The 13,708-nt window shown below is 69.1% G+C and carries 16 protein-coding genes; 10 read left to right on the top strand and 6 right to left on the bottom strand.

Translation table 11 applies throughout. The features are described from left to right. Positions 1 to 23 precede the first annotated feature (23 nt). The 6 genes from moaC (at position 24) to ACT3TD_RS01060 (ending at position 4,236) form a co-directional block, all read left to right on the top strand. Positions 24 to 524, top strand: coding sequence for a cyclic pyranopterin monophosphate synthase MoaC (moaC, locus tag ACT3TD_RS01085; protein ID WP_301443588.1), 501 nt, complete (start codon positions 24 to 26; stop codon positions 522 to 524). Continuing rightward, complete coding sequence (locus ACT3TD_RS01080; protein WP_301443589.1) at positions 521 to 1,018, top strand: MogA/MoaB family molybdenum cofactor biosynthesis protein; 498 nt, start codon at positions 521 to 523, stop codon at positions 1,016 to 1,018. The genes moaC and ACT3TD_RS01080 overlap by 4 nt, the downstream gene beginning before the upstream one ends. Further along, entirely contained in the window at positions 1,011 to 1,475 is a 465-nt protein-coding gene (locus ACT3TD_RS01075; RefSeq protein ID WP_301443590.1) for a molybdenum cofactor biosynthesis protein MoaE, read from the top strand. The genes ACT3TD_RS01080 and ACT3TD_RS01075 overlap by 8 nt, the downstream gene beginning before the upstream one ends. Positions 1,476 to 1,480: 5 nt before the next feature. Continuing rightward, positions 1,481 to 2,545, top strand: coding sequence for a ThiF family adenylyltransferase (locus tag ACT3TD_RS01070; RefSeq protein WP_301443593.1), 1,065 nt, complete (start codon positions 1,481 to 1,483; stop codon positions 2,543 to 2,545). Next, positions 2,542 to 3,153, top strand: a complete 612-nt coding sequence (locus ACT3TD_RS01065; RefSeq protein WP_301443591.1) for a pyridoxamine 5'-phosphate oxidase family protein — start codon at positions 2,542 to 2,544, stop codon at positions 3,151 to 3,153. Before ACT3TD_RS01070 ends, ACT3TD_RS01065 begins: the two co-directional genes overlap by 4 nt. A 135-nt stretch (positions 3,154 to 3,288) precedes the next feature. Next, complete coding sequence (locus tag ACT3TD_RS01060; RefSeq protein WP_301443235.1) at positions 3,289 to 4,236, top strand: type IV toxin-antitoxin system AbiEi family antitoxin domain-containing protein; 948 nt, start codon at positions 3,289 to 3,291, stop codon at positions 4,234 to 4,236. Positions 4,237 to 4,309: 73 nt separating this feature from the next. On the opposite strand, the gene fdhD is transcribed toward ACT3TD_RS01060, so the two are convergent. From fdhD to purF, 6 genes are all read right to left on the bottom strand, one after another. Next, positions 4,310 to 5,146, bottom strand: coding sequence for a formate dehydrogenase accessory sulfurtransferase FdhD (gene fdhD, locus ACT3TD_RS01055; protein ID WP_301443229.1), 837 nt, complete (start codon positions 5,144 to 5,146; stop codon positions 4,310 to 4,312). A 19-nt stretch (positions 5,147 to 5,165) separates the two neighbouring features. After that, positions 5,166 to 7,484, bottom strand: coding sequence for an FdhF/YdeP family oxidoreductase (locus ACT3TD_RS01050; RefSeq protein ID WP_301443230.1), 2,319 nt, complete (start codon positions 7,482 to 7,484; stop codon positions 5,166 to 5,168). 109 nt (positions 7,485 to 7,593) lie between these two features. Next, complete coding sequence (locus tag ACT3TD_RS01045) at positions 7,594 to 7,893, bottom strand: DUF6457 domain-containing protein (protein WP_301443231.1); 300 nt, start codon at positions 7,891 to 7,893, stop codon at positions 7,594 to 7,596. Positions 7,894 to 7,945: 52 nt separating this feature from the next. After that, a complete protein-coding gene (locus tag ACT3TD_RS01040) occupies positions 7,946 to 9,103 on the bottom strand; it encodes a heme/hemin ABC transporter substrate-binding protein (RefSeq protein ID WP_301443232.1) in 1,158 nt (385 codons plus the stop codon). 29 nt (positions 9,104 to 9,132) lie between these two features. After that, the gene (locus tag ACT3TD_RS01035; protein WP_441578939.1) at positions 9,133 to 9,753 is read right to left on the bottom strand and encodes a nucleosidase; all 621 of its coding nucleotides are present in this window, start codon (positions 9,751 to 9,753) and stop codon (positions 9,133 to 9,135) included. Positions 9,754 to 9,770: 17 nt separating this feature from the next. After that, on the bottom strand, positions 9,771 to 11,264 hold the full coding sequence (gene purF, locus ACT3TD_RS01030; RefSeq protein ID WP_301443234.1) for an amidophosphoribosyltransferase: 1,494 nt from the start codon (positions 11,262 to 11,264) through the stop codon (positions 9,771 to 9,773). Positions 11,265 to 11,664: 400 nt separating this feature from the next. Between purF and rpsH the strand changes: the two genes are divergently transcribed. From rpsH to rpsE, 4 genes are read left to right on the top strand one after another with little or no spacing between them, the layout of a single operon-like run. After that, the gene (gene rpsH / locus ACT3TD_RS01025) at positions 11,665 to 12,063 is read left to right on the top strand and encodes a 30S ribosomal protein S8 (RefSeq protein ID WP_441588114.1); all 399 of its coding nucleotides are present in this window, start codon (positions 11,665 to 11,667) and stop codon (positions 12,061 to 12,063) included. A 15-nt stretch (positions 12,064 to 12,078) separates the two neighbouring features. Beyond that, complete coding sequence (rplF, locus tag ACT3TD_RS01020; RefSeq protein WP_444614975.1) at positions 12,079 to 12,615, top strand: 50S ribosomal protein L6; 537 nt, start codon at positions 12,079 to 12,081, stop codon at positions 12,613 to 12,615. Between the two features lie 2 nt (positions 12,616 to 12,617). Beyond that, positions 12,618 to 13,022 carry a 50S ribosomal protein L18 gene (gene rplR, locus ACT3TD_RS01015; RefSeq protein WP_441588116.1) on the top strand — a complete coding sequence of 135 codons (405 nt, stop codon included), beginning with the start codon at positions 12,618 to 12,620 and terminating at the stop codon, positions 13,020 to 13,022. A gap of 40 nt (positions 13,023 to 13,062) precedes the next feature. Beyond that, positions 13,063 to 13,707 carry a 30S ribosomal protein S5 gene (rpsE, locus tag ACT3TD_RS01010; protein WP_441588117.1) on the top strand — a complete coding sequence of 215 codons (645 nt, stop codon included), beginning with the start codon at positions 13,063 to 13,065 and terminating at the stop codon, positions 13,705 to 13,707. Position 13,708: the final 1 nt, after the last annotated feature.

Genomic DNA, 13,708 nt, shown 5'->3' with positions numbered 1-13,708 from the left:
AGGTCGGGGTAGCGTGTGACGGTATGGAGAGTCACCCCGATCACCTCACACACGTCCGGGAAGACGGGTCGGCGCACATGGTCGACGTCACCGCCAAACACGAGACCAGCCGCACCGCGGTCGCCACCGGGCGCGTGCGCACCCGCAGCGACGTGCTCGACATGATCTTCGACAGCACCTCGGACGGCCTGCCGAAGGGCGACGCCCTGCCGGTCGCGCGCGTCGCCGGGATCATGGGGGCGAAGAAGACCCCCGAGATCATCCCGCTGTGCCACCCGCTGCCGCTGGGGAAGATCACCGTGGACTTCACGCGCGAGTCAGGGGCCGTGCGCATCGAGGCCTCGGTGAAGACCCGCGGGGTCACCGGCGTGGAGATGGAGGCGCTCACCGCGGTGACCAGCGCCGCCCTGACCGTGGTGGACATGGTCAAGGCCGTGGACAAGCACGCCGTGATCGAGGACGTGCGCGTGCTCGCCAAGTCCGGCGGCAAGTCCGGGGACTGGGACGTGCGGGAGGACGTGTGAAAGCGACCGTGATCGTGGCGTCCACCCGCGCCGCCGCCGGCACCTACACCGACTGCACCGGCCCCGTCCTCGTCGAGTGGCTGCGCGGGCGCGGCCTGGACGTGCGGGACGCCACCGTCGTCGCCGACGCCGACATCGCCGCGCAGGTCGACCGCACACTCGTCGACGAGCAGCCGACGGTGCTGCTCACCACCGGGGGCACCGGGGTGAGCCCCACCGACCAGACCGTGGCCGCCGTCCGCCCGCACCTCACCCACGAACTGCCCGGCCTGGTCACCGCCCTGCAGCAGCGCGGGGTGGACGCCGGGGTGCCGACCGCGGTGCTCTCCGGCGGTGTCGCCGGTGTCGCCGGACGCACCTTCGTGATGACCCTGCCCGGCTCACGCGGGGGAGTGGCCGACGGCATCGCCGTCCTCGACCCGCTGCTGGACCACCTGCTCGACCAGCTGCTCGACCGCCCGACCGCCGACCACGCAGGAGACCACCATGGCTGAGAACCCAGACCCCGCACGCGTCGACGCCGAGACCGGTGTGGTCGTGCACACCGCCGTCACCCACGAACCCCTGGAGGACCACCTCGCGCACGCCCGTGCCACCACCGCGACGGACGCGATGGGCGCGGTCGTCACCTTCGAGGGCGTGGTCCGCGACCACGACGGCGGCCACGAGGTCAGCGCCCTGACCTACACCAACCACCCGACCGCCGCCGCCACGCTCGCCGAGATCGCCGACGCCACGGTGCGCGCCCACCCGCAGGTCCGCCTGTGGGCCGAGCACCGCACCGGGCCGCTGGCCATCGGCGAGCTCGCCTTCCTCGTCGTCGTCTCCGCGGCCCACCGCGGGCCCGCCTTCACGGCGATCGCCGAGTTCGCCACCGCCGTGAAGGACGGCGTGCCGATCTGGAAGGAACAGGACCGCCCCGACGGCTCCACCGACTGGGTGGGGCTGTGACGAGTATGGACCCGCGTCGCTACGCCCGCTACCGCCGCCAGATCACCCTCGAGGGCTTCGGTGCGCAGGCCCAGCAGGCCCTGGCGGACGCCCACGTCGTGGTCGCCGGCGCCGGCGGCCTCGGCTCCCCGGCGTTGCTCTACCTCGCCGCCGTCGGCGTCGGGCACGTCACCGTCATCGACGACGACGTCGTCGAGCTGTCCAACCTGCACCGCCAGGTCATTCACACCGACGCCGCGCTCGGGCAGCCCAAGGCAGAGTCGGCGCGCCGGGAGATGCTCGCGCGCAACCCGGAGATGACCGTGACGGTGGTGCGCGACCGCCTCGAGGCGTCCTGCGCGGTGTCCGTGCTGGACGGCGCGGACGTCGTGCTGGACGGCACGGACAACTTCGCCGCCCGCTACGCCGCCTCCCACGGCTGCGCGGTGCTGGGGGTGCCGCACGTGTGGGCGTCGATCCTCGGCTTCGACGCCCAGCTCTCCGTCTTCGGCATGCCGGGCGCGCCGGTCTACGAGGACGTGTTCCCCACGCCGCCGCCGGCGGGCAGCGTGCCGTCCTGCGCGCAGGCGGGCGTCCTCGGCCCGCTGGTCGGCGTCGTCGGCGCGGCGATGGCGATGGAGGCGGTGAAGGTGCTCACCGGCGTCGGCGCCCCGCTGGCCGGACGCATCGGCTACTACTCCGGGCTCACCGGGATGTGGGAGTACATCCCCGTCGCCGCCGACCCGGCGGTCGCCGCGCGCGTATGCGCGACACCCACTCCCACGCAGGACGCCCCGGGCGCCGCGTCCGTCGCGCCGTCTGTGCCGTCTCTGGACGGTGCGGCGCTGCTGGACGTCCGGGAGCCCGACGAATTCGCCACCGTACGCATCCCCGGCGCGGTGAACGTACCCCTCAGCGTCCTACGCGACCACGTCCCGGCGCAGGTGCGCTCGCTCGGGGACGCCGGGGATCTAGTCGTGTACTGCGCCTCCGGCGTGCGCTCGGCGCAGGCCGTGGAGCTGCTCGAAGCCGCAGGCATCACCGCCACCGACTACCCCGGCGGCATCAACGCCTGGTTGGAGACCCAGTGAACTACGACGACATCGCCTTCGACGAGCACGTCCGCGCCCGCCAGCAGGCCCGCGGGGTGAGCAACAGGGTGGACACCACCGGCAGTGGTGGCAGTGAACTCGATCCGCGTGACATCAAGCTGATCCGCCAGGCGCGCATGTTCATGATGTCCACCGTCACCGGTACCGGCTGGCCGTATGTGCAGCACAAGGGCGGACCTTCCGGCTTCGTGACGGTGTTGAAGGACGGCACACAACTGATGTTTCCCGACTTCGCGGGCAACCGGCAGTTCGTCACCGCCGGGAACCTCGACAGAGACGGACGGGTCTGCCTCTTCTTCGTCGACTTCGCGACGCGCTCGCGGGTGAAGGTGTTCGGGCACGCGCGCACCGTCGAGGCGTCCGACGCCCCGGACCTCGTCGAACAGGTCCGTGACCTGGGGGAGCGGCGGATCACCTCGGTGATCGAGCGGGTGGTGATCGTGGACGTGGAGGCCTCGGACGCCAACTGCACCAAGCAGATCACCCCGCGCTGGACACGCGAGGAGGTCGAGGAACGCCTGGACCTCTACCGCGCGGACATCGCGGCGCTGAAGGACGAGATCGCGGCGCTTCGGGCTTCCCAGTAGCAACCCAGCAGCAACGCGAGCCGATTCTGCAGGACGGGGACACCGGGACCGACAGATTCGGCCCGCATCCGGCTATGCTTACGGCGAGCGGCAGGGGGCCGCGGCCGGGGAGGGCCCGGGGGAGGGGACGTCGACATGGCGCACCAGAACAAGAGGGACAGGCCTGCGAAGCAGGTGTGGACGACCGCGGAGCTGACGGCTGCCGGATGGAACAGTCGGAGGATCAGCGCCGCCGTTGAGGCCGGCACATTGCGCAAGGTAGCTAAGGGACTCTACGTCACGGTCGCCGACGACAAGGTCGTGCTGGAAGCACTGCTGCGGCCGGGACTGACCTACACCGGAGCGACCGCCGCCTTCCTGTACGGGGTCATGCCGATGGCGTACCCCGCCCAGGCGGCGCACCCCACCACCCAGTTCACGGACAGGGTGATCACCATCCGCCGGCGCGTGGCGCGCAAGGCGGCCATGTTCGAGGGGATGCCGGTGACCACGCCGGCGCAGACTGCCGTCGACCTCATGAAGGACGACGAGGACGCCGCGGTGCGGGTCCTCGACTTCGGCTACAACAACATCAAGGGCAACACCAGGCTGGCCGAGGACATGGAGGATCTGTCACGCGCCGAGCGTAAGTCGCTGGAGGGTATTCGTCACCGGACGGTGCTCGGCACCGCCAGCGGGCTGGAGAAGAAGGCGCTCAGGATCATCACCAAGGCGTTGCGTGATGAAGTGGAGACTGGGGAGATCACCATCGTCGCCAATGCGATGGTCAGGGGCTACTGCTTCGACATCATGATCAAGGAGGCGCGCGAGCTCATCGAGATCGACAGTTACGCCTACCACGGGGAAGGCAATGCGAGACGCTCGAGTTTCACCAACGACCGTTGCAAGGGCAACCAGGCGGCGCGGTGGGACTGGCTGCTGCTGCGCTTCGCCTGCTTCAGCATCAACAAGGCCCCGGGGTACGTGGCCGACGAGGTGGCGGACACGGGGCGTTTCGTGCTGCGGCGACTGCGCCGCTGCCGGAGGGAGGACGAGGCGATCGCCACGGACCAGCCGATGCGGCTGTGGCATCCGGCGGTGTGAGAACGCGATCCGATTCTGTCACCGCGCGACAACGGGGCCGACCGAATCGGCTCGCGTCCCCACACGGGGCAAGCTACCCCAGCTCACCGGAGTACAGGTTGAACCGGTCGTCTCTGGTGAAGCCGGTGAGCAGCAGGCCGGCCTCCCTCGCCATCTGTGCCGCCAAGGAAGTGGCCGCGGACACCGCGATCAACCCGGAGAACCCGGCGAGCACGGCCTTCTGCACTAACTCGAAGGACGCCCGGCTGCTCATCACCAGGTAGACCGGAGCGTCCTCTCCCTGCGTCTCGCCGGGGAGCCGGTCGGCGAGCAGCAGCGCGCCGATGACCTTGTCGGCGGCGTTGTGGCGTCCGACGTCCTCCCTGATCACCAGCGGACGCCCGTCGGCGGTGAAGGCGCCGGCGGCGTGGATGCCGCCGGTCTTGCGGAACGCCTGCTGGCCCTCACCGAGACGTTGCGGCATCGCGACGACCTGCTGTGCCGTGGGGTGCACGGGCCGCAACGTGTAGCGGCTGGTCTTCATCAGGTCGTCGATGCTGGTGGTGCCGCACACCCCGCACGCGGAGTTGGTGGTCACGTTCCTGATCGGGATGTAGGGGGTCGGCTGGGGGACCAGCGCCACGTCGAGCGTGTTGTAGGTGTTGGCGTTGTCCGGGCCCACCGCGCCGGCACAGTAGCGGGCGGTGACCACGTCCTGCGCTGTGGTGATCACGCCCTCTGCGTGCAGCAGGCCGTGGACGAGCTCGATGTCGTGGCCGGGCGTGCGCATCGTGGTGGTCAGGTCCGTGCCGTCCACCCGCACCTGCAGCGGTTCCTCCACGGCGAGCCGGTCGGCCCGGGTGTCGGTGGTCACCGAATCCTCCGTGACCCGCACCTTCGTCACCCGCGCATTGTCGATCAACCGTCCCATGGGGCCGCAGCGTACCCCTCTACTTCTCGGACGCCGGCATCGGAGGCATGTCGGACGCCCTGCGCCCCGTGGGCTCCAGGCGCACCGGCGTGGACTTCGACACAGGGGTGTTGGACTCCTCGGCCGTGTGGTCCAGCGGGATCACCACGTTCGCCTCCGGGAAGTAGGTCGTGCAGCCGCCGCGCGAGTGGGAGTACTCCACCACGCGGAAGTCCGGGGCGCGGCGCTGCCCGTCGGCCCAGTCGGAGACGATGTCGACCATGTCGCCGTCGGTGAGGCCACGCTCGCGCAGGTCGTCCTTGTGCACGAAGACCACGCGGCGGCCGTTGCGGATCCCGCGGTAGCGGTCGTGCATGCCGTAGACCGTGGAGTTGTACTGGTCGTGGGTGCGCACGGTGTTCATCATCAGCTCACCCTCGCGCAGCTGCACGGTGTCCGGTTCGTTCACCGTGAGGTGCGCCTTGCCGTCGGAGGTGGTGAAGCGGCGCTCGCGGGGGCCGTTGGGCAGGTAGAACCCGCCCGGGTGCTCCAGGCGTTCGTTGTAGTTCTCGAAGCCGGGGATCGTGGCGGCGATGTGGTCGCGGATCACGTCGTAGTCGTCGATCATCGGCTGCCAGAAGTCGTCGCCGAAGGTCTCGCGCCCGACCGAGCAGATGATGTCCATCTCGCTCTTCAGGTTCTCCTTCCGGTTCGCCCTGCGCTTACCGGTGGAGGCGTGGACCTTGCCCACGGAGTCCTCCACGGTGACCGACTGGCGCCCGGACTTCTGCAGGTCCAGGTCGGTCCGGGAACGCACCGGCAGGATCAGCGACCTCGCACCGGGCCAGGCGTGCGAGCCGTTCGGCTTCGTCGACAGGTGCACGGTCAGGTCGTTGGACGCCATGCCCTGCTCGGCGACGGAGGTGTCGGAGACCACGCGCACCAGGTTGCCACCCAGCGACATGAAGAAGCGGTTGGTGCCTTCGCGCATGGCGCGCAGCGCGTCCACCGTGTCGTGGCCGTGCTCGCGGGGGACGGGGAATCCGAAGTGGTCCTCGATGGAGGACAGGAAGCTCTCCGGGGACCGCTCCCAGACGCCCATCGTCCGGTTGCCCTGCACGTTGGAGTGGCCGCGCAGCGGGCAGGTGCCGGCGCCGGGCTTGCCGATGTTGCCGGTGAGCAGCAGGGTGTTGGTCATCTCGCGGATGGTGGCCACGGCGTTCTTGTGCTGGGTCACCCCCAGGGTCCAGGTGATGATCATGGTGCTGGCGGCCACGATCTCGTCCACGGTGGACAGCACCTGGGCGCGCGGGATGCCGTGCGCGGCGGCGAGCTCGTCGTCGTCGAGCGACAGCAGGTGCTCGCGGACCTCGTCGAAGCCGGTGGTGAACTGGTCGATGAAGGCGTGGTCCACCGCATCGCGGATGACCAGCTCCTTGTTGATGGCCAGGAACAGGGCCCGGTCGCCGTCGAGGCGGACCTGCAGGTAGTCGTCGGCGAGCTTCTGCTTCATACCCACGTAGGTGCCCAGGGCCTGCGGCTCGCGGAAGTTCATCAGCCCGGTCTCGGGGATGGGGTTGACCGCGAGGATGCGTCCGCCGTTCTCCTTGCAGCGCGAGAACGCCGTCAGGGCGCGCGGGTGGTTGGTGCCCGGGTTCTGGCCGACGGAGATCAGCAGGTCGGTGGAGTGGATGTCGTTCATCGTCACCGACCCCTTGCCCAGCCCCAGGGTGGAGGACAGGGCGGAGCCGGTGGACTCGTGGCACATGTTCGAGCAGTCCGGCAGGTTGTTGGTGCCCATGCGCCTGGCCAGCAGCTGGAACACGTAGGCGGCCTCGTTGGACGCCTTGCCGGAGGTGTAGAACACCGCGTCCTCCGGCGCGGTGTCGCGCAGCTGCTCGGCGATCACGCCGAAGGCGGTCTCCCAGCTCACCGGACGGTAGTGCCCGTCGCCGGAGGCGCGGTCGTAGAGCATCGGCTCGGTGATGCGTCCGACCTTGCCGAGCCAGTGGTCGGTCTTCTCCCGCAGGTCCTCCACGGTGTGGGCGGCCCAGAAGTCCGGGCCGGCCTTCTTCGGGATGGTCTCCTCGGCGACGGCCTTCGCACCGTTCTCGCAGAACTCCACGATGTTCAGGTCGGCCTGGTCGGGCTCCGGCCAGGCGCAGCCGGGGCAGTCGAAGCCCTTGTGCTTGTTGATGGTCAGCAGGGAGGGGGCGGCGTTGTTCGGCACCGCGTGCTCCATGGCGTGGATCACGGCCGGGATGCCGGTGGCGATCTTCTCCGCCTCGCTGACGTCCGGGTGGTCGTACCGGTTGGCGACCGCATTCACCTGGGCGGAGGGTTCTTGCAGGCTAGTCATGGCAGCGATCCTAGTCGCGGGTGGGGTGCCTCAAACCCGCGCAGGACGCCCCGGCCGGGGCGCCGCGCGGCGAAGGTGCTGGTGGCGGCGCGGTGCGTCCGGCAGGGCCTCAGGGCTGTTCGGAGATTCCGTCCAGCGCCAGGGTGGTGATCCGCTCGACACGGGGGTGGGCCTCGGCGTAGAGGTCCTGATCCTGGCCCGCCGCCCGGCCGGCGGCCAGGCCGATGAGGAAGGCGGTGACGGGAGCGGCGGGGCGCGAACGGTGGTGCGCCACCGCGGACGTCAGGTCCAGCACGTCCTTCACGCTGGCGCGGACGACGTCCTGCGGCAGGCCGAGCTCCTCGGCCACCTGCTCCAGCCACGCGTGCGCGCTGAGCATCTGTTCGGGGGAGTCCTTCTGTGTACCCACGGGTGGCACCGACCTTCACGGGGGTTGGGGGCGAGGTTGTCGGCCCCCCAAGTTACTCGCTGTCGGTTGCATCCCCGTAGAGGGCGGTCGCCGCGGTGAGCAGCATCTCTCCGGACTGCGGGCCGAAGCTCAGCGACTGGCTGTCCGGGATCGCCAGGATGCGCTCGTTCTGCCCGGCGGTGGTCTGGGCGATGCCCGGCTTGGCGAGCAGGCCGTCCAGCCCTCCGGTGGAGTCCAGTCCGGCCGACATCATCACCATGACGTCCGGGTTGAGGTCCGCCAGCGACTCGGCGTTGGCGGGGGAGGCCTGGCCGATGCCCTCCTCCTTCGCCGCGTCCACGCCGCCGAGGGACTCGATGAGGTCGTCGGTGCCGTCGTCGGGGCCGAGGATGTAGAACACGCCGCCGTCGCCGCGGGCGTAGAGGAAGGCCATGCGCAGCGGATCGCCGGGGACGTCGCCGAGCGCGTCGTCGATGGCCTCGACGGCGCGGGAGATCTCCGTGTCCGCACGCTCGCCGAGACGTTCGCCGTTGCCGGGCAGTCCGACGATGCCGGCGATGGTGTCGATGTCCTCGCTGACGGTGTCGATGGTGTGCTTCGGGTTGATCTTCACCACGGACACACCGGCGTCGCGCAGCTGGTTGAGGGCGTCGTCCGGGCCGATCGTGCCGTCCACGACGACCAGGGAGGGGTTGAGGTTCAGCACCGCCTCGGCGTTGATCGAGTGCCCGCCCTGGGTGACCACCGGCAGGTCCTGCAGGCTGGGTTCGGTCGACGAGACGGTGCGTCCCACGATGTTGTCGCGCAGTCCCAGCCCGGCCAGCGTGCGCGAGATGGTGCCGTAGATGTCGAGCGGGATGATCCGGGAGACGTCGTCGACGGTGACGTCGCGGCCGTCGGCGTCGGTGAGCTCCACCGGCAGCTCGGCGTCCTCCGCGGCGCTGCTGTCGCTGCCGTCACCGTCGATCGGGGTGACGTCGCCGACGGTCTCGGCGTGCGACACCCCGCGCTGCCCGTACGGGTCCGTGATCCCGGCGTCCGCCATCTCCGTGAAGTCGTCCAGGGCGGTGTCGAAGGACGTCTCCTGCGCCTCGGCGGTGGTGCCGGAACCGTTGTCGGCGCCGACGCCGCAGGCGGTCAGCGAGCCGGCAACCAGGACGGACGCGGCAGATACGGCGAGGAACAGGGACGGCAGGCGGCGCGGGAACATGGCATGAAATTAGCACATGCTTACCGCAGTCACGGGCGCGGTGTCTCCGGGCCGCCGATCGCCTGGCGGGAGTGCGCGGCCAGCGCGCGGGCGAGGGCGGGCATCTCCAGCTGCCAGGAGTCGCCGGCGGTGTCGTCCGCCGAGTCGCTGACCACCTTGGCCAACTCGACCGGCACCCCGAACCACTGGGCGACGGCGGCGACGGCGTAGCCCTCCATGTCGACCAGGTCGGCGTCCTGCGCGAGTCGGTCGCGCGTGGCGCCGTCCTCGACGAAGACGTCGCCCGTGGCCAGGGTGAGGCCGTCGGTGCCCTGCGCACCGAGGTCGATCGGCGGGTACTCGTCGCGTCCGGTCAGGCGCGCCACGCCGTCGTGGGAGAAGTCGTGCAGCAGCACGCGGGAGATCCGGCGCACCCCGGTGAGCCCGGGGCGCAGCGCCCCGGCGGTGCCGATGTTGACGATCGCGCTGGGCAGGCCACCGGCACGCAGGTAGCGGTGCAGGCAGTCGGTCAGCGCCAATGTGGCGTTGAGCCGTCCGATACCGGTGATGAGGACGGGGGCGTCCTCGTCCATCTCGGCGGCCTCGGAGGCGACGGCGACGACGATCAGCGGCTGGCCGGGTGCGACCCGGCCGCGGAAGAGTTCGAGCATGCCCCCGAGCGTAGCGCTCAGGAGTCCTGGTTGTCGCGGACCCAGTCCAGGTACTCCTGGGTGACCGAGCCGGTCACGTACTTGCCGTCGAAGCAGCTCATGTCCAGCCCGTCGAGCTGGGTGTCCGTCTGCCCGTCGAGGATCGCCCCCTCCAGATCCTCGACCTTCTGGTACACCAGATGGTCGGCGCCGAGCACCTGGGCCACCTCCGGCACGGACCGTCCCGCGGCCACCAGTTCGGCGCGGTCGGGGATGTTGATGCCGTAGACGTGCGGGTAGCGGATCGGCGGGGCCGCGGAGGCGAAACTCACCTTGCGGGCACCGGCGGCGCGCGCCATGGCGATGATCTCGTAGCTGGTGGTGCCACGCACGATCGAGTCATCGATGAGCAGGACGTGCTTGCCGGCGAACTCCGTGGACATCGCGTTGAGCTTCTGGCGCACGCTCTTCTTGCGCACCGCCTGGCCCGGCATGATGAACGTGCGTCCCACGTAGCGGTTCTTGAAGAACCCCTCGCGGTAGGGCAGGTCCAGGACGCGGGCGACCTCCATCGCCGCCGGACGCGCGGAGTCCGGGATCGGCATGACAACGTCCACGTCCTCGGTGGGCACGTGCTCGGCGATGGTCTTCGCGAGCCGTGCGCCCATGCGCAGGCGGGAGTCGTAGACGCTGATCCCGTTCATCACCGAGTCCGGACGGGCGAGGTACACGTACTCGAAGGAGCAGGGCTCCAGGGTGGCGTCCGCGACGCACTGGCGCGAGTGCAGCACGCCGTCGGCGGTGATGAACACGGCCTCACCCGGGGCGACCTCACGCACGATCTCGTAGTCGGCGTTCTCCAGCACCAAAGACTCGCTGGCGACGACCCACTCGTCGTGCCCGCCCACGGCGTGCGAACCGCCCGTGGCGGTCGGACGCCGACGGCCCAGCACCAGCGGGCGGATGCCGTTGGGGTCGCGGAAGGCGAGCAGCCCGTGGTGGGCGATCAGCGAGATCACGCCGTACGCGCCCTCGATCCGTCCCATCGTGGCGGTGACGGCGTCGAAGATGCCGTCGGCGTTGAGGTCGTCCGGCCCGGTGGTGGACTGCAGCTCATTGGCCAGGACGTTGAGCAGCAGCTCGGTGTCGCTGGAGGTGTTGAGGTGACGACGGTCGCGGTGACGCATCTCCGTGGTCAGCTCGCGGGTGTTCGTCAGGTTCCCGTTGTGCACCAGGGTGATGCCGTAGGGGGAGTTGACGTAGAAGGGCTGCGACTCCTGCTCGTTGGAGGCCGCACCACGGGTCACGTACCGGACGTGTCCCAGCCCGGCGGTGCCGAGCAGCGCCCGCATGTCGCGGGTGCGGAAGGACTCCCGCACCATGCCACGGGCGTGGAAGAGGTGCATGTGACCGCCGTCCTCGGCGGTGGCCATGCCCGTCGAGTCCTGCCCGCGGTGCTGCAGGAGCAGAAGAGCGTCGTAAATGTCCTGGTTGACCGGCTGGTTACCCACCATGCCGACGATGCCGCACATTGCGCTGGAGTGTCCTCACTGTGTCCCGGAAGATGGATGCAGGTGTAGAGCCTACGCCCATAGTTGTCCGGAACAACGATCGGGCGGGGTGGGCGGAAGGCTGGCGGTGGGCGGAGGACGTCGGTTTTGCCTTTGTTTGCCCAGGTTGGTAGCGTGAACAGGTCTCGCTGTGGGCCGAGTGCGTCCGATGAGGATTGCGCCGCGACACCGCAGCATGTCGAGACTCTCTGAACATGAACCACTTTGTCGCAGGCCCACCGCCTATTGCGGCCGCGCGGAACACAAGGCAGCGAGCAATCCGGACTACTGAGTCCGGGGAGCGTCGAGTTGCCGGACACAAATGCGCGGTGACGCCCGGGTGGACGGGGAACCGTGACGAGAAAGGCAAGAGGTCACTTTCATGACCATGACTGACCCCATCGCGGACATGCTGTCCCGCGTGCGGAACGCGTCCAACGCGTACCACGACAGTGTCTCGATGCCGTCCTCGAAGATCAAGGCCAACATCGCCGAGATCCTCAAGTCCGAGGGCTACATCGCCGACTACGCCGTCGAGGACGCCTCGACGGGCAAGAAGCTCACCCTGGAACTGAAGTACAGCACGACCCGCGAGCGTTCGATCGCCGGTCTGCGCCGCGTGTCCAAGCCGGGCCTGCGCGTGTACGCCAAGTCCACCAACCTCCCGAAGGTCCTCGGCGGCCTGGGCGTGGCGATCATCTCCACCTCCCATGGCCTGCTGACCGACCGTCAGGCGACCGAGAAGGGCGTGGGTGGGGAAGTCCTCGCCTACGTCTGGTAGAAGGAGGACGAAGCAATGTCACGAATCGGTAAGAACCCCGTGGCCGTTCCCTCCGGCGTCACCGTCACCATCGACGGTCAGAACGTCGAGGTCAAGGGCCCCAAGGGAACTCTCTCGCAGGTCATCCCGGATCCCATCTCCGTTGTCCAGGAGGACAACGAGCTCGTGGTGAGCCGTCCCGACGACCACCGCAAGAACCGCTCCCTGCACGGCCTGTCCCGGTCCCTCGTCAACAACATGGTTGTCGGCGTGACCGAGGGCTACACCACCAAGATGGAAATCTTCGGTGTCGGCTACCGCGTCCAGGCCAAGGGCAGCAACCTCGAGTTCGCCCTCGGCTACTCCCACCCGGTCCTCATCGAGGCCCCCGAGGGAATCACCTTCGCGGTCGACGGAAACACCAAGTTCTCCATCACCGGTATCGATAAGCAGCAGGTCGGACAGATCGCCGCAAATATCCGTCGTCTCCGTAAGGACGACCCCTACAAGGGCAAGGGTATCCGCTACGCGGGCGAGCAGATCCGTCGCAAGGTCGGAAAGACGGGTAAGTAGAGATGGCACAGAGCACTGCAAGCAACAAGCGCCTCCCGGTGGGCAAGGACATCTCCACCCGCCGCCGCGTCGCACGCGCACGTCGTCACTACCGTCTGCGCAAGAACATCACCGGTACCCCCGAGACCCCGCGTCTCGTGGTGCACCGCACCTCCCGTCACATGCACGTCCAGGTCATCGACGACACCAAGGGCTACACCCTGGCCGCTGCGTCGACGATCGAGCCGGACGTCCGTGCGCTGGAAGGTGACAAGAAGGACCGTGGCGCCCGTATCGGTCAGCTGATCGCCGAGCGCGCCAAGGCCGCCGGTGTCGAGGCCGTCGTCTTCGACCGTGGTGGTTACCAGTACCACGGCCGTGTCGCCGCCCTGGCCGACGCCGCCCGTGAAGGTGGTCTGAAGTTCTAATGCGCAACGACAATATTTTCACCGACGGAAGGACTGCGTGATGTCGGATCGTAACGGCGGACGCACCGCCGACAGTAACAACAAGGACAACAAGGACAACCGCGGCCGCGGCAACAACGGTGGTCGTGACGACCGTCGTGGTGGCCGTCGCGACCAGCAGGACGAGCGCTCGCAGTACCTCGAGCGCGTCGTGACCATCAACCGCGTCTCCAAGGTCGTCAAGGGTGGTCGTCGCTTCAGCTTCACCGCCCTCGTGATCGTCGGTGACGGCCAGGGCATGGTCGGCGTCGGCTACGGCAAGGCCAAGGAAGTCCCCGCCGCCATCCAGAAGGGTGCCGAGGAAGCTCGCAAGAACTTCTTCCGCGTCCCGATGATCGCCGGCACCATCACCCACGAGGTCCAGGGCGAAGCCGCCGCTGGTGTCGTGTGGATGAAGCCCGCTGCGCCGGGTACCGGTGTCATCGCCGGTGGCGCCGCCCGCCCCGTGCTCGAGTGCGCCGGCGTCCAGGACGTCCTGTCGAAGTCCCTGGGCTCCGACAACGCGATCAACGTCGTCCACGCCACCGTGGACGCACTCAAGCAGCTGGTCCGCCCCGAAGAGGTCGCCGCACGTCGCGGTAAGTCCCTCGAAGAGGTCGCCCCGGCTCAGATGCTGCGCGCCCGCGCCGCAGGACAGGGAGCGTGAT

This window comes from Corynebacterium sp. AOP36-E1-14 (genome assembly GCF_052377495.1).
Classification (GTDB): Bacteria; Actinomycetota; Actinomycetes; order Mycobacteriales; family Mycobacteriaceae; genus Corynebacterium.
The sequence above is the reverse complement of the archived record's forward strand: the minus strand, read 5'-3'. Positions and strand labels throughout refer to the sequence as shown.

Excerpts from the sequence above, each read along its gene's own strand:
- moaC (WP_301443588.1), top strand. The coding sequence starts at position 24 with ATGGAGAGTCACCCCGATCACCTCACACACGTCCGGGAAGACGGGTCG.
- ACT3TD_RS01075 (WP_301443590.1), top strand. The coding sequence starts at position 1,011 with ATGGCTGAGAACCCAGACCCCGCACGCGTCGACGCCGAGACCGGTGTG.
- ACT3TD_RS01070 (WP_301443593.1), top strand. The coding sequence starts at position 1,481 with ATGGACCCGCGTCGCTACGCCCGCTACCGCCGCCAGATCACCCTCGAG.
- ACT3TD_RS01060 (WP_301443235.1), top strand. The coding sequence starts at position 3,289 with ATGGCGCACCAGAACAAGAGGGACAGGCCTGCGAAGCAGGTGTGGACG.
- fdhD (WP_301443229.1), bottom strand. The coding sequence starts at position 5,146 with ATGGGACGGTTGATCGACAATGCGCGGGTGACGAAGGTGCGGGTCACG.
- ACT3TD_RS01050 (WP_301443230.1), bottom strand. The coding sequence starts at position 7,484 with ATGACTAGCCTGCAAGAACCCTCCGCCCAGGTGAATGCGGTCGCCAAC.
- ACT3TD_RS01040 (WP_301443232.1), bottom strand. The coding sequence starts at position 9,103 with ATGTTCCCGCGCCGCCTGCCGTCCCTGTTCCTCGCCGTATCTGCCGCG.
- ACT3TD_RS01035 (WP_441578939.1), bottom strand. The coding sequence starts at position 9,753 with ATGCTCGAACTCTTCCGCGGCCGGGTCGCACCCGGCCAGCCGCTGATC.
- purF (WP_301443234.1), bottom strand. The coding sequence starts at position 11,264 with ATGTGCGGCATCGTCGGCATGGTGGGTAACCAGCCGGTCAACCAGGAC.
- rpsH (WP_441588114.1), top strand. The coding sequence starts at position 11,665 with ATGACCATGACTGACCCCATCGCGGACATGCTGTCCCGCGTGCGGAAC.
- rplF (WP_444614975.1), top strand. The coding sequence starts at position 12,079 with ATGTCACGAATCGGTAAGAACCCCGTGGCCGTTCCCTCCGGCGTCACC.
- rplR (WP_441588116.1), top strand. The coding sequence starts at position 12,618 with ATGGCACAGAGCACTGCAAGCAACAAGCGCCTCCCGGTGGGCAAGGAC.
- rpsE (WP_441588117.1), top strand. The coding sequence starts at position 13,063 with ATGTCGGATCGTAACGGCGGACGCACCGCCGACAGTAACAACAAGGAC.